Here is a 14416-nt window from a genome sequence, read left to right as displayed (position 1 = left end):
TTTGTTGAGGGAGATTTGCTTAGAGTGACTAGGCTACTTCCCCCTCGCCGCGATTATAACGCTTTTATCTCGAACAAAATTTAACCACGAAAGGTCAACACGCCCTAGGGAGTTCGAAATAACAATGCTCTTGCCCGTTCACTACCAAATGGAAAAGTTTATGAACAAGATAGTAAGTACGTTAGGAATCATGGCAACCGTTGCATACAGCGCAGCCATTTACGCTGATGAAGCAACATCAACCAATAGCTGGAACCAAATAGAACAGCAGGCAGAGGGACAAACTGTCTACTTTCACGCTTGGGGCGGAAGCCAAGAAATTAATCGTTACCTACAATGGGCAGGCAAGGAGTTACAAAGTGACTACGGTGTGACCTTAAAGCATGTAAAAGTAACCGACATTGCTGAAACGACTACTCGACTACTTGCAGAAAAAGCCGCAGGCAAGAACAGCGAAGGCAGTGTCGATATCGTTTGGATTAATGGTGAGAACTTCCGCTCGATGAAAGACAATGCGCTGTTATTTGGACCATTCACAGAATCACTTCCAAACTGGAAGTACGTTGATAAATCTTTACCAATTGATGTCGATTTCTCGGAGCCAACCGAAGGCTTAGAAGCACCTTGGGGCGTCGGACAACTTGTGTTCATCCACGACCAAGAGACACTAAACAATCCGCCACAATCGTTTTCAGAGATGTTGAGCTACGCTCAAGCTTTCCCTAACCGCTTAAGCTACCCTCGCCCACCTGAATTTCATGGCACCAGCTTCATCAAGTCTCTACTGATTGAGCTAACAGACAACAACCCTGCACTGGCTCAACCTGTTTCGGAAGACAACTTCCAAGAAGTTACTGCACCACTTTGGGCTTACTTAGATAAATTCCATAAAGTGGCATGGCGCGGTGGTAAACAATTCCCAGCGGGCACATCGGAAAGTATCCAACTTCTGGATGATGGTCAGCTCGATTTAGCGATTACCTTTAACCCAAATTCTGTCTATTCAGCACAATCAAGTGGCCGCCTAGCTGAAACTACCAAGGCCTATGCTCTAGAAAGCGGTGCTCTGTCTAACATTCACTTCCTTGCGATTCCTTGGAATGCTAATGCAAGTGCTGGCGCTCAGGTAACCATCAACTTCTTGTTGAGCCCAGAAGCACAATCGCGCAAAGGCGACCTCAATGTTTGGGGTGATCCTTCTGTATTAAGTAGCAAGTACCTGACTGGTAGCGCTAAGAATACTCAACAATTTAAATCGATTGATGAACCACACCCAAGCTGGCAAAACGCGCTCGAGAAAGAGTGGCTTAAGCGATACGGTAACTAAAATTCATGCTACGCGCTCTATATTATGTTGTTATAGCTGTGTGCATTATCCCTACGATTCCTGGGGTAGCGGGAGTAGTGGCCTCGTCACTGAGTTTCATCCCGCCCCTAGGTTTAGAGGAACCAACACTCAACGGTTTTAACCAAGTCTTTCAATGGGAAGGGGCTTGGCACTCTATTGGTTTGAGCCTAGGTTCAGCGGTCGCCAGCAGCTACATTGCCTGCTTCCTGACCTTTTGTATTCTTCAGGCTTCTTGGGGAAACAAGTTTTGGAGAAAGATTGAGCTAACGCTATCGCCAATGCTTGCCATTCCGCATGTGGCTTTCGCTATCGGCTTTGCTTTTCTGTTTAGCCCAACAGGGCTTGGCGCAAGAGCCGTGCATCACTTACTTGGTGAATCGGCTACAAGCTCTGAATTGGCTTTGCTGATAAAAGATCCTTACGCGTTTGGCCTAATCATTATGCTCGCACTCAAAGAAGTGCCCTTCTTATTGCTGATGAGCATTTCGATACTTCAACAAATCGATGTTGAACGCATCACTAAGGTCAGTGCCTCTCTGGGTTATAGCCGTGCTCAGATCTGGTGGAAGTGTATTTTCCCACAATGGTTTACCAAGCTTCGCTTCCCTATGTTGGCGGTGCTTGCTTACAGCGTATCGGTTGTCGACATCGCTCTGATCATTGGCCCAACCAATCCGCCGACCTTTGCCGTTTTGGTATGGCAATGGTTTAACGACCCAGACCTTAATCTATTGCCACGAGCTGCCGCTGGCGCCATCGTTTTATTCGGTTTAGCTTCGTTGATCATCGCCCTAGCGCGTCTAATCGAATGGGCAATTCTCAAGTACTTTAGAACTTGGCAATATTCAGGAAGAACAGGTATTAACCTTCCAGGAAAAACGATCTTCGCAGTGCTTGCTGCATTGTCACTACTGATCATTCCACTAATGGGGATTTGGAGTGTTGCCCAACGTTGGCGTTTCCCTGATTTACTTCCAAGTCGCTACAGCATGCGTTTCTGGGAGTTTGAGTGGGATGGCATCATGAGCACCGTCGGGCAAAGCTTGTGGATTGGCCTTATTGCCGCTTCCGTTGCTTTATTACTCGCGCTGGTAGCTCATGAGTACCGAATCAAATACAAGTGGCAAGTTCCGGGCTTTATTATCGCGATTCCCATGTTGATACCTCAACTCTCGGTATTGTTCGGCATGCAAGTGACCACGCTTTATATCGGCAGCAGCGCCTATGAATTTTGGGTAATTTGGGCGCATGTTTTCTTTGCTTTCCCGTTTGTGTATCTGTCTTTGGATGGCCCTTGGAAAAGCTTCAATGACGGCCTGATAAAAGCCTCGTTGAGCTTGGGTAAATCGCCATTTCAAAGCTGGTACTCCATCAAGCTGCCTATCTTGTTACCCGCTATTGCCTTTGCTTGGGCGGTCGGGATCAGCGTAAGTTTGGCTCAGTACTTACCCACCTTGATGCTCGGCGCGGGCCGTATTAGCACAATCACCACAGAAGCCGTTGCCCTTACCAGTGGTTTCGACCGCAGAGTGACAGCTATCTATGCCATTTGGCAGGCCCTATTGCCTCTGTTCTTTTTCTCTTTAGCGATATTAGTCAGCCGACTTCAACTCAGATATCGCCGTCTTACTTTTAAAGGTTTTCTAACGAATGAGTCTGCACCTCAACGACCTCGCCATCCGTAAAAACGATGGTGTATCGCTGTTTTCAGCGCTAAACGTAACATTAGAATCAGGCCAAGTATTGGCTTTGATGGGGCCGAGCGGCTGCGGAAAATCGACCTTGTTGGACGCCGTAGCTGGGCACTTAAATGATGAGTTTTCGTATTCTGGCACCGTTATTTTGAACGACATTCAGCTGGATGACCTTCCATCACATCAGCGTGAAGTCGGTATTCTTTTTCAAGATGACTTGTTGTTCCCTCACCTCAAGGTATGGGAAAACTTGGCGTTCTCTCTGCCTAATTCAATTAAGGGCTCCGCTCGTCAACAGCAAGCGATGGCTGCACTAAAAGACATAGAGCTAACTCACTTGGCAAAGTCTTTCCCGGATCAAATATCTGGCGGTCAACGTGCAAGAATCAGCTTAACTCGTATGTTATTAGCGAAGCCGAAGCTCGCCCTACTCGACGAACCGTTTAGTAAGTTAGACCAAGAGTTAAGAGCACAATTTCGCGATTGGGTCTTCGAACAGCTGACGAAAGCAAATATCCCAACATTAATGGTCACGCACGACGAAGCTGACGTACCTCAAGGGGCGCAAGTGCTGTCTTGGCCATGGAGAAGTCATCATGCTGGATAAGTACTCCATCAAGGTCATTAAGTGGCCATTAAACCAATCAGCTAAGTTGCTGAGTCAATTCGGTATCACGGCAAATCAAACCACCTTATTTGGCTTTCTGGTCGGGTGTTTAGCGTTTCCGGCGTTGGCATTTCAACAATACGAATGGGCGCTAGGCTTCATTGTGTTCAACCGAGTATGTGATGGGCTTGATGGGGCTTTGGCTCGAATCCAAGGCATCAGCGATGCGGGCGGTTTTCTCGACATCAGTCTCGATTTCCTTTTCTATTCGTTAATTCCTTTTGGCTTTGTTATTGCGAACCCAGAACACAACGCCATTGCCGGTGCGTTTTTGATCTTCTCTTTTATCGGTACTGGCAGCAGCTTTTTGGCGTTTGCCGTGATGGCAGGCAAACGAGGCATCGAAAACCCAGTCTATAAGCATAAGTCTCTGTACTACATGTCAGGGCTAACCGAAGGCACTGAAACCATCGCTTGTTTCATCGCGTTCTGTATTTGGCCTCAACACTTTGCTGTTATCGCCTACACCTTTGGCACCGCGTGCTGGCTAACTACATTCATGCGAATTTACTTTGGATTCCAGACACTCAAGGATCAAACTAGCTAGGGCGTGTTGATCTTTCGAGCTGATTTTTGCAGCGTTTTACTCTTTGTTGAGGGAGATTTGCTTAGAATGACTAGGCTACATATCCCTCGCCGCGATTAAAACGCTTTTATCTCGAACAAAATTTAACCACGAAAGGTCAACACACCCTAGTATTAGTTTCTGCATTTCTCATAAATAAAAACGCCGCTCAAATGAGCGGCGTTTTTTCGTGTCAGTTTTTGAGGAATTAGGAGTTAAGACTTAAAAACCCAAAATGTAACTTACGAATAATTCATTTAATTAGCAGTTATTTAATAAGCAAAGCGAGTCTCTTCTTTAAATAAGCTAGCTATAACCTCTTGGTATTGCATAAGGTTAAACGTAGAGTTGTCATTGTTATATTTTTGTTGCTTGTTTGCTAAATATGGTTGAGACACTAACGACGTAACTAGCATCTGGTAATAATGAAAGTTTGACTCGTTACAGCCATCAACTAAATAAAGAAGATTTTCAAGAGTCTTATTGTAGGTGTAACCAAACTTAGACTCTTTAAGGCGTTGAACATTTTCGTAATTGTATGAACTTCCGCCAAAAGTGAATAGTAAAAAGATGTTAGGCGAAGCTTCCCAAAACTCGATAAGTTCAGAAAGTAAGTGTTGTAGTTGTATTCCATCCACTCTCTGATACTTTGAGAACTGCTCTTGAAAACGACTTGTATGCTCTTCGATGAGCTGATCAAACAATTGCTCTTTGTTATTAAAGTAATAAAGAATTAACGCGGGGCTTACACCCGCAGACTTAGCAATAGACCGAATTGAAACTTTACTATAAGGCTGAGAAATAAATAGCTTTTCTGCTGAGCTCAAGATTTTTGTTCTTTTGTCATTTAGCATCAGATTGTATCCTCACCTATTTGTTTATATTACCCGCGCATTCTATAACTCAACCAAATAATCTCAACATGCCCATTTTTATATCAAACAAACTAAATGAATAAAAATATAAAAAATTTGGATTTTTTAGAAAATAGAACAAAAAACAACCGGTAAGATTGCCTTATAAAACAATAGGATAGGAAATTAACAAGCGAGTGTAAGCGGTAAGTAAGAGAGTTCGAGCAGTATGTAAGCCAATGTAAGAGTGGCGCCCTATTAGAGCGCCACACGAAAAGCCTTTACTTTGCAGCTCAAGCTTTTATTTTAAAGCTCAAGATTAAAGCTTTAGAAGAACCTTAACTGAACTATCAACTAAAGAGTCATCGATATAAGCAATTTTGTTTGAAGAGCTAGCGACCATGTCTTTCGCTAAGCTTTCTTGACCTACAGCTTTAGGTGGTTGACCTTTACCCGTAAATACTCGCTTTGCCCAGTAAGCTTGAAGCTGTGCTTCTGTCTTCTTTGTAATTGCTTGGTGAAAAGTACCCTTAAGTGGGTGACCGTCTTCCAAGTCTACCGCTTCAATCTGTAGAGACTTTGCTTTACCTAGATACAGTTTTTTAACTGTTGAAGCGTCAAGCTCATTCATTGATGGGTTGCCAACAACAACCAAACCAGCGAAAGCGTTCATGCTGCTAAGAAGAGCAGCGGCTACCAATGCTTTTTTAAACATAATTCTCTTCCTTAAAATACCGCGTCAACTTTAACTGTGTACAAGATGTTGTCTTCGTTCTTGTAAGATGCGTTAACACCACCATTAGTTGAACCGAAGTTGGTTAGGTAGCTAACATCACCTTTCAGCGCGATATTAGGCATAAAGTCCCAACGAGTACCGATGCTGTAAGTTGTGCGTTGAACATTTAAGCCACTTGCAACGTATTTTGCTGACTTGTAATCATTCGGGCTTCCGGTGCCTAATAGCGCTTTCATACCTGTACTTTTCACTTGGCCATTGCGCTCAGCATCGTCTGTTGTCTCCATATGCGCAGCAGTCACGTAAGGTGTGAATTCGTTCACACGGTAAGATACTGTCAGGTAAGCTGCATCTACATCTTGGTAAAAACCTTCTACTGTAGTGCGAGTCACTTCTGAAACAAGCGCTAGGTTACCGTTGTCGTATCGACCACCAATACCGTAAAATTTCGCTTTTTCATCATTGAATTTAGTATTCTGCATTTCATACGAATTCCCCGGATTTAGTGGGTCATTATCTAAGATCCAATTAGTGCTTGAGCTAACTGTTGCTTGAGCGTAAACCGCACGTAATGTCCAAGTGTCGTCGGTCCAGTTGATCACCCCACCAACGATATCATCGAACTGAGTATCGGCACTATAGGTATGCTTAGAAGCTGAAAGCTTTTGTGCTCCTACAAACCCTTGGAATGATGCTGTGCTATCTTCCAACTCAATATCGTAAATGAAATCCCCACCAGTCAGTGATGTAAGAACGACTGGGCCGTATACTTCGCTAGGTACGCGAACGCTTGTTTGAGCGTAACCCACCTCTAGGTAGTCAGAGTACATGAAAAGAGGAAGACGCAGCTTACCGCCACGAAGTGTCAGGTTTGGTGTTACTTTATGGCTTAGAAATGCCCACTCAACATCCGGTGTCCAGTTTTCTTTCTTAGTGCCTCGAGCAACCATTTGCACTACAGCTGAAGTAGATTCGTTAACTTCAAACTCACCCTGCAAACCAATTAGAGAACCTTCTTCAAAGCGTACTTTGTTTTCTGACTTCATGAAACCATGGCTATGGTTGCCAAGTTGCATGTTCAAAGACGCAAAACCGTTGAAGTTAAACTTATCAGCGACTGAATTTAGTTCTTTTGCTTCAAGAATAGCGACCTTGTTCTCAAGCTCAGCCAATTTTTGCTCATCTGTAGCGTGTGCAGCGAATGAAGTCGCAAGTGCTACCGCTAACGGCAATAAGCGAAAAGAGGAGTTAGTCATTGTTGTTCTCCGTTATACTTTAAATTGTGATGTTGATTTACTCAGCTCTGTAACGATGCCACTCAGTTGGTGACTTAGAGCTTCGAGTTGATCTGTCGACTGAGACACTTGATGAGAGCACTGTCTAAAATCATCCATATGGGTGTGGATTTGTTTTGAAGCACGAGCTTGGTGCTCTGTAGTACTTGCAATTTGTTTGTTGAGCTCGGTAATTTCTTCTACCTGGCCACTAATTTCTAATAGATAGTCACCCGCGTTTTGCGCGTCTCCAACCGCCTGTGACGAGCTCGCTAAGCCTTGGTCCATAGCGCCAACAGCAGCGTTCGAGCCGGACTTAAGATCGACCAACAAGGCATTAATTTCTGTTGCGGATTGTTGAGTATTGTTCGCTAACACGCGCACTTCGTCGGAAACAACAGCAAAGCCTCGGCCATGTTCACCAGCTCGCGCAGCTTCAATTGCAGCATTTAGTGCTAATAAATTCGTTTGCTCAGCGACACTTTGTATTGTGTTTAGTATTGAGCCAACATTGCTTGCATTCTGATCGAGTTCTTTCAACTTACAGGCCGTATCACGGATGTTTGTCGCAAGCTCTTCAATTTCTTTACTCGTTTTAAGAACCACTTGTGTTCCTGTTTGAGCACTAGAATTGGCTTTTTGAGCTTGAGAATCTGCATGCGATGCAAAGTTAACAACTTGTTCTATGAGGTCGATGATGTTATTGACCGCCTCGGTAACCTCTTCGATGTGATCACGTTGAGTGCTATTTAGAGCCAAGGTTTGATTCGACTCGCTACGAATCTTGTCGCTGACAACCTCAAGCTCGTGTCCAATGCTTAACGTACTCGCGATAATGCCTTGTAGCTTTTCAATGAATTGATTGAAACTCTCAACAAGCGTTGATATCTCATCTTTTCCTGCGTAGTCGATGCGTACCGTTAAGTCACCATCCCCAGTCGCAATCGCCTTCATCTTTTCTGTCACAAGCAATATTGAGCTAATAACCGATTTAAATATTGCGTAACCAACCGAAATCACAGAGATCAAAAAGAACACACCTAACCAAATAGATTGATTCGCAGCGTCGTTTGCGGCTTTTTCAGAGTGCAAGATAGTGTCTACGACCTTCTGACTCGCGGATGCACGTAACGTCTCGCTTAACGCAACTAATGAATCATATTCAGTGCTAAGTTGGTTCGCTCTGGAGGTCAGGCTCTCGAAAGAGTCATTGAGATTAATAAAATCTTCGCTCAGCGCGTACGCAGAATCCGTGTACCTTGCTAGTTGTTGTGACAGTTTATTAAAAGCTGTCGCTTGTGAAGGTAAAACATCGGCACCACGACTCGCTTCAACTTGCAGTTCAGAAGAAATTTGACGTGCAAAATCGAGAGCTTGCTCATCTTCCATCACGACAGCAGCTTCGAACTGTTGCTTCACATTAGGTAAAAGAGAATATATTTTCGTCGCATGCTCAAGTGCAGGGTAGTAACTTGACTCTAACTGCTTTAGGCGCTGACTATTATCATTATGAATAAAGACATTTATTGAGATAATGGCAGCTAGGCTAAGAGATATTATTGAGAGCAGTACAATAAACTGTACTTTAATGTTGATATAGCGAGACAATAGCATAAGGTTTTTTCATTAGCGCTGGTTGTGGCTGATGGTAACGTTTGTTCATATTTAATAGCGAACACATTCACTAAACAAATTTACCGTTATGTTCAAAGCCCGCTTATTTAATTTCTTTAATTAAGTTCAGCTCTTTAATTTTGCTGTCCCAGTCTTCTTTCCACTCTAATAGTTTACGAGCAGGCATTGGACGAGCGATAAAATAGCCCTGAACCAATGTGTCGACATTACTGATTTCACGAATGTCCATCCAAAGAGAATGATCCTCAACCCCTTCAGCAACCGTACTCAGTTCTAATAAGTGAGCCAAGTAGAGAGTAGCGCGAACAATGGCATGGCTTGAACGACTGCTCTGAATGTTTTTCACAAAGTCGATATCCAGTTTCAGTGCTGAAAATGGCAGGTCATCTAATTGCTTGAGTGAAGAGTAACCTGTTCCAAAGTCGTCAATCGCCAGGGGAATACCACGCATGCATATCCTCGTGGTGGACGCTAAAGCAAGAGCGACACTTTCAACTAAATCAGATTCTGTTAATTCCAATTTTATCTGCTCTGTCTCAAGTTCACCTTGGTCGATCAAAGCGAAGATATAATCAACAATATCACCGTCAATAATATCTTTAGCTGTCAGGTTTATTGCAAATCTCCGCTCTCCGAGAAATGACTTCTCATTGATCGCTTGATTGATTAAATACTTCATCACCTCTCCCATTTTTCCTGACTCAAGTAACCGAGACAAAAAGAAAAAAGGGCTGAGTACTCCATAACGAGGGTGCTGCCATCGAATTAGCGATTCACTTTCTCGCCATTCACCACTATGGATACACACTATCGGTTGGTAATAGAACATAAACTCTTGGTTGCTTACCGCTTTTGCTATGTCTTCATCCGTAATAACGATGTCGCTATTAGAATTAGAAGCAGCCGCTTCTTTTGTAGAGTTAAGGTTAATTAACTTTGACAGCGACTCTTTTGCTATTGGCTTCTCAAGAACACCAAGCAAATTCAGGTTAAACGCTTTACACATCTTCCTTGCGGCATCGAGCACTGTTTTGCTTTCCGCACTTGTGATGATGATATTGCCTTGAAAATCGGCCTCAGCAAGGCGTTTTAGGAGTTCGATACCATCGATCATCGGCATATTCAGATCACATAAGATCAAATCGACAGAAGAGGCTTCAATAAACTCTAGAGCCTTATATCCACATTCAAAAGGTTGGACATTTTCCATACCCAAACTCTTTAAAACCATCCCCATTACATTCAATTGAAAAGGGTGATCTTCTATCACTACAACATGCTGGTTCATGGTAGCTTCTTAAATGGTTTGATTGATTCTGAACAATAAGTCTTCAATTGGTTCGTCAGCTGTTCGAGGTTATCGTAATGTGCTTGAATACCATCTAAGTCACTTAAGGAGACCAATTCCATTGTTTGCAATTGATTGGCAATGTCCTCTGTGCCTACCATTTTTGCAGCTCCCTTCATCTTATGAGCTACCTGTTTAATAGCTTCGAGATCTCGCTGTTCACACGCAGCTTGAAGCAGAGGCATGTCAGCTTGATGGCTCTTGATAAAGTCAGTGATGATCTGCATGACGAGATCTTGGTCACCAAACAATTCGGTTAAGTTGGCGAGATCAATCGGAGCAGAGCTCGGCTCACTTTTAGGCTCCGAGGAACTAATACAAGGCTTATCGACAACAGATTGCACCTTATCAAGATGTTTGATTATGGTGTCGCCAATCACCCTTAATTTGGTTGGTTTTGATAAGAAGTCATCCATACCAATCTCAAAGCACTTATCATTTTCCCCTTGCACAGCGTTTGCGGTTAACGCAATGATCGGAAGACGAGGTTGGTTTTGGGTCTGCTCTTTTACTCGGATCTGCCTCGTTAATTCGTAGCCATCCATCTCAGGCATGTGGCAATCGGTAATTAGCAGCCCATAATCTTCATTATCTAAGGCAACAAGTGCTTCCTTGCCGTTATCTACCATGTCGGCATGGAAACCTAATTGCTCAATTTGTTGAAGAATTATCTGTTGATTGATTGGGTGATCTTCCGCTATTAAGATAAGTCTTTGATTCTGTTTGGCAGACTCGCGCGACTCAGTACTCAATTTCAGATTATTATCATCTTGGACAACATCTTCCACAAACGCAGGACAGTTGTGCAAACAGTGCATCAACTGCGAAGGCAACAATGGGTTTGCTGACAGATTCCAGCCCAATTTGCATGGCGCAGGCGAAAGCATTCCTTGTTCACTGACACAAATAAACTGCACGCTTTCGGCGAACGTATCAATGCTCTGATCTAGCTCATGAGGAATAAACACAAAATCAGGCTCAATGGTATCGACCCAGTGTGCGAGCTCTTTAGTCACCTGAACATTCTTTGAGATAACCTTAATACCCCAAGATGTTAGATAGTTCTCTAATTCAGATTGCTGCATGAACGTTTTGGTAAGTAGCGCCACCTTGCCATTCATGTCCGCCCTGTTATTTTCAGCGAGCGTTTTAAGCGGCAGCGTAATAGAGAACGTTGAACCAATGTTGATCTTACTCGTTACGTTAAGACTGCCACCCATTTGTTCAATAAGTTGCTTCGAGATAGTCAAACCAAGGCCTGAACCACCATATTTCCTCGTGGTTCCTTCATCGGCTTGAACAAAAGGTTGGAATAGGTTTCGAATGTGTTCTTCACTGATACCGATGCCACTGTCAAACACCTCGAAACAAATTTGTTGCTGTTCACCATCCAGGTCGAGTAACTTTGCCGCTAAACCTACGGTTCCATATTCTGTAAATTTAATGGCATTGCTCAACAAGTTATTTAAAACCTGTCCAATACGAATATCATCCATTAAGACTAAATCATTCAACTCAGGGTCTAACCAAAATTTGAACTGTAACCCTTTGGCGTGAGCTTGCCTCGCCTGCAACTGAGTCACTCTAAGGGTCAATGTATCTAGACTTGCAGGCTGATAATCTAGGGTCAGCTTACCGGCTTCAATTTTCGAGAAATCGAGTATATCGTTAACAATATGCAGTAGGTTATTCGCCGATTGACTCAGCGTTGTATGGATTTTCTGAACTTCATAACCAACTTCATATTGCTCTGACAATTCCAACAAGCTAACAATCCCTCCCAATGGAGTGCGGATTTCATGACTCATGTTTGCCAAAAATCGAGACTTGGCCTCAGTTGCGGCGATAGCACTTTGTCTTGCTTGTGTTAGCTCTTCTTGCTGTTGTTTAAGCTCTGTTATATCAGTAAGAACAGAGTCCCATTCATAATAATCGCCAAGATCAGAAATCTTGCTCTGCAAGTTGAGCCATCGGTTTTGGTTATCAATATTCACTCCAATATCGAGGCTTAGTTTTCCCTCTTTATTTCCACTACGTACCTTCTTAATTAAGGTTCGACGATCCTGAGCATTAAGCGGTGCGAAAAAACTAATTGGAGAGCGGCGCAATTGAGCAGGAGTAAGCCCTAAAAGCTCCTCTACCCCATTACTAATAAAGACGAATTCAATATCGTGAAGACTTCGTTTGGGCTGAATATGCTGTATAACCGCGCCATGCAAATTGTTCGCCAGTTTCTGTACTCGGTCATCGGCACTTTTTGCAATTTTTTTCGCTTCGTAAAGCTCAGTAAGATCATCAAGAATGGTCACTGAGCCTTCGATATTCCCGTTGGAGATATAAGGGCACTTCCAATACGCGTAGTGTTTACTGCCTTGCGGCGAAACGACTTCTTTTTCTAAGCGAGGCAAAACAACCCCGTGATGGATCATTGTGTCTTCATCGGAGTTATTAACGATAGTTCCTTCGATTAACTCAAAACCAGTAAGCTGCTGCGCGGCACTGTTCAGACTGATTATCTGGTTATCCAAGTTACGCACAACAATAGGAAACGGCATTGCGTCCAACAATGAACGCTCGAACTCCACTTGATGTTTGAGAGCGGATTCAGTTCGCTTTCGATCTTCAACTTCACGTCTTAGTTTCCAGCTCCATGCCATTACAAGCATAATGAGCACCGATGCTACAGAGATTAAAATGGCAGCACCCAAGATAACATCTGCCGTATCCACGCCTGATTCATAAGACACATCCAACCAATGCTTCTTGATCTGCTGATACTTGTAATGAGGTATGGCGAACAGCGCTTTGTTAATAATATTGTTCAGCACTTCTTGGTCGGCTTCGACACTGTAGGCGACTGGAATATCGTTGTCTTTAGATAGCAGGCTTGTTACGCGTAAGTACCCTGAATACTGGCCCTGTAATAGAGGAGACGCTAAATAGAGCGAAAGCATCGCTGAGTCTACCTCTCCTGTATCCACGGCATCGAGCAAAAGCAACTCAGAGCTATAGGTCTTAATTGGGCAAGCCTCACAATAGCGTTTCACAAGCTCTATTCCGACACTGTCGTTTATAGTTCCAATAACGGAGCTCTTCGTTAACTCACCGAATACCGCCAATTTACTCGTATCACTTTTACCAACCAGTGCCCACGGCTCAACCATGAAAGGCTTAGAATAGAGGTGATGCTCATCGTCACCAGTAGAAGGTGTCGCCTTAGTATGAATTACTGGAAGAGAAACTGGATGAGCTTGGTTGCCCTGTAAAACGAGGTCGTTGTCATAAATAAAGTTTAACCCCGTAAGTCGGGATATTTCACTCAATATATCAATCGAAATACCATCAGGCTTACCTTCACTATTCATGAAAGATATAGGCTTAGAGTCTGCCGTCGATGATACATATATGTTCGGATTAAGAAGAAGGAACTGCTGTTCTTTTTCAGTTAATAGCAGCTTGTTTTTACTAACGACTAACAGAAGACGCCTTTGTATTTCGTTCAACCACTTTTTGCGAATATTAACAAGCTTGCTTGAGTTATCTTGGTTTATAGCGTTATTGATAATACCCAGCAACTTCCTATTTTCAGGCGTATCCAGCAAGGCAATAACATAATTATTTAAGGGTAAACCATCATGTAAGTTGACCGACAAAAATAACTCATAGGGGCTATTCATTAACTTGTTGTGCAGTAACACTCCATCATCAACAATGGCTAACGCGTTCTCTCGAGCTACAGCAGCAATCGCGGTTTGATAGGATGAATATGACTTAAAAGAAGAAAATGGGAGAAGCGATTTCACAGAAGACGCGTTACTCGAGTCTTCAAAATAAGCCAGGTTTCGTCCCTTCATTAATAAGTGGCTTTCAATAGGCTCACTACTTAGGCTAACCATTCGACTAGATAAGATAGGTTTAGAGTAAATAACACCGCTACTAGAAACATTTTGTTCAGCCGTAATAATGGCATCAACTTGTTCAGTTTTAAGTACGTTATTTAGATCCGACGGAGAATGAAAACCGACAAACTCCAAGCCATTCAACTCACGCTCTGCATAGAAACCGGTCAATTCAGGCAATAATCCCGAAACCTCCCCCTCTTGGACAACAACGTACGGAGAAAATCCTGAGGTTTGAACTCCGATGGTAATCGAACCACTAGCCTTAACGTAAAAAGATACGGAAGAAGCCAGGATAATTAGAGAAAGTAGATTAAAAGCGCGGAACATGAATAACCTAGAGTTTTATTAATTAGTGCACCTTATATCTTATTCACAGTCTCGACTCACCAATTT

10 protein-coding genes are annotated in these 14416 nt (G+C 43.2%); 4 read left to right on the top strand and 6 right to left on the bottom strand.

All coding sequences use genetic code 11. From position 1 onward, the window contains the following. Positions 1-160: 160 nt before the first annotated feature. From AB4180_RS10350 to AB4180_RS10335, 4 genes are read left to right on the top strand one after another with little or no spacing between them, the layout of a single operon-like run. A complete protein-coding gene (locus AB4180_RS10350; RefSeq protein WP_029224023.1) occupies positions 161-1327 on the top strand; it encodes an ABC transporter substrate-binding protein in 1167 nt (388 codons plus the stop codon). A 5-nt stretch (positions 1328-1332) separates the two neighbouring features. Next, on the top strand, positions 1333-3033 hold the full coding sequence (locus AB4180_RS10345; protein WP_102250054.1) for an ABC transporter permease: 1701 nt from the start codon (positions 1333-1335) through the stop codon (positions 3031-3033). Further along, positions 2999-3649 (top strand): ATP-binding cassette domain-containing protein, encoded by a 651-nt coding sequence (locus AB4180_RS10340; protein ID WP_102250055.1) that lies wholly within the window; start codon positions 2999-3001, stop codon positions 3647-3649. The genes AB4180_RS10345 and AB4180_RS10340 overlap by 35 nt, the downstream gene beginning before the upstream one ends. Then, positions 3639-4256 (top strand): CDP-alcohol phosphatidyltransferase family protein, encoded by a 618-nt coding sequence (locus AB4180_RS10335; RefSeq protein ID WP_017099429.1) that lies wholly within the window; start codon positions 3639-3641, stop codon positions 4254-4256. The genes AB4180_RS10340 and AB4180_RS10335 overlap by 11 nt, the downstream gene beginning before the upstream one ends. Positions 4257-4546: 290 nt before the next feature. Here AB4180_RS10335 and AB4180_RS10330 read toward each other — a convergent pair whose 3' ends face one another. The 6 genes from AB4180_RS10330 to AB4180_RS10305 form a co-directional block, all read right to left on the bottom strand. Further along, a complete protein-coding gene (locus tag AB4180_RS10330) occupies positions 4547-5128 on the bottom strand; it encodes a TetR/AcrR family transcriptional regulator (protein WP_009846439.1) in 582 nt (193 codons plus the stop codon). Between the two features lie 319 nt (positions 5129-5447). Further along, complete coding sequence (locus tag AB4180_RS10325; protein WP_009846438.1) at positions 5448-5843, bottom strand: phosphate ABC transporter substrate-binding protein; 396 nt, start codon at positions 5841-5843, stop codon at positions 5448-5450. A gap of 11 nt (positions 5844-5854) precedes the next feature. Beyond that, positions 5855-7120: a hypothetical protein gene (locus AB4180_RS10320; RefSeq protein WP_012603666.1), complete on the bottom strand. Its 1266-nt coding sequence runs from the start codon at positions 7118-7120 to the stop codon at positions 5855-5857. A 12-nt stretch (positions 7121-7132) separates the two neighbouring features. Then, on the bottom strand, positions 7133-8752 hold the full coding sequence (locus tag AB4180_RS10315) for a methyl-accepting chemotaxis protein (protein WP_009846436.1): 1620 nt from the start codon (positions 8750-8752) through the stop codon (positions 7133-7135). A 103-nt stretch (positions 8753-8855) separates the two neighbouring features. Next, the gene (locus AB4180_RS10310; protein WP_012603664.1) at positions 8856-10061 is read right to left on the bottom strand and encodes an EAL domain-containing protein; all 1206 of its coding nucleotides are present in this window, start codon (positions 10059-10061) and stop codon (positions 8856-8858) included. Then, positions 10058-14350 (bottom strand): ATP-binding protein, encoded by a 4293-nt coding sequence (locus AB4180_RS10305; protein WP_102250056.1) that lies wholly within the window; start codon positions 14348-14350, stop codon positions 10058-10060. The genes AB4180_RS10310 and AB4180_RS10305 overlap by 4 nt, the downstream gene beginning before the upstream one ends. Between the last annotated feature and the right edge of the window lie 66 nt (positions 14351-14416).

It is taken from the genome of Vibrio sp. 10N.286.49.C3, from assembly GCF_041469545.1.
Taxonomy (GTDB): Bacteria; Pseudomonadota; Gammaproteobacteria; order Enterobacterales; family Vibrionaceae; genus Vibrio; species Vibrio tasmaniensis_A.
The sequence above is the reverse complement of the archived record's forward strand: the minus strand, read 5'-3'. Positions and strand labels throughout refer to the sequence as shown.

Coding starts and splice junctions, on each gene's coding strand:
- AB4180_RS10350 (WP_029224023.1), top strand. CDS start 161: ATGAACAAGATAGTAAGTACGTTAGGAATCATGGCAACCGTTGCATAC.
- AB4180_RS10345 (WP_102250054.1), top strand. CDS start 1,333: ATGCTACGCGCTCTATATTATGTTGTTATAGCTGTGTGCATTATCCCT.
- AB4180_RS10340 (WP_102250055.1), top strand. CDS start 2,999: ATGAGTCTGCACCTCAACGACCTCGCCATCCGTAAAAACGATGGTGTA.
- AB4180_RS10335 (WP_017099429.1), top strand. CDS start 3,639: ATGCTGGATAAGTACTCCATCAAGGTCATTAAGTGGCCATTAAACCAA.
- AB4180_RS10330 (WP_009846439.1), bottom strand. CDS start 5,128: ATGCTAAATGACAAAAGAACAAAAATCTTGAGCTCAGCAGAAAAGCTA.
- AB4180_RS10325 (WP_009846438.1), bottom strand. CDS start 5,843: ATGTTTAAAAAAGCATTGGTAGCCGCTGCTCTTCTTAGCAGCATGAAC.
- AB4180_RS10320 (WP_012603666.1), bottom strand. CDS start 7,120: ATGACTAACTCCTCTTTTCGCTTATTGCCGTTAGCGGTAGCACTTGCG.
- AB4180_RS10315 (WP_009846436.1), bottom strand. CDS start 8,752: ATGCTATTGTCTCGCTATATCAACATTAAAGTACAGTTTATTGTACTG.
- AB4180_RS10310 (WP_012603664.1), bottom strand. CDS start 10,061: ATGAACCAGCATGTTGTAGTGATAGAAGATCACCCTTTTCAATTGAAT.
- AB4180_RS10305 (WP_102250056.1), bottom strand. CDS start 14,350: ATGTTCCGCGCTTTTAATCTACTTTCTCTAATTATCCTGGCTTCTTCC.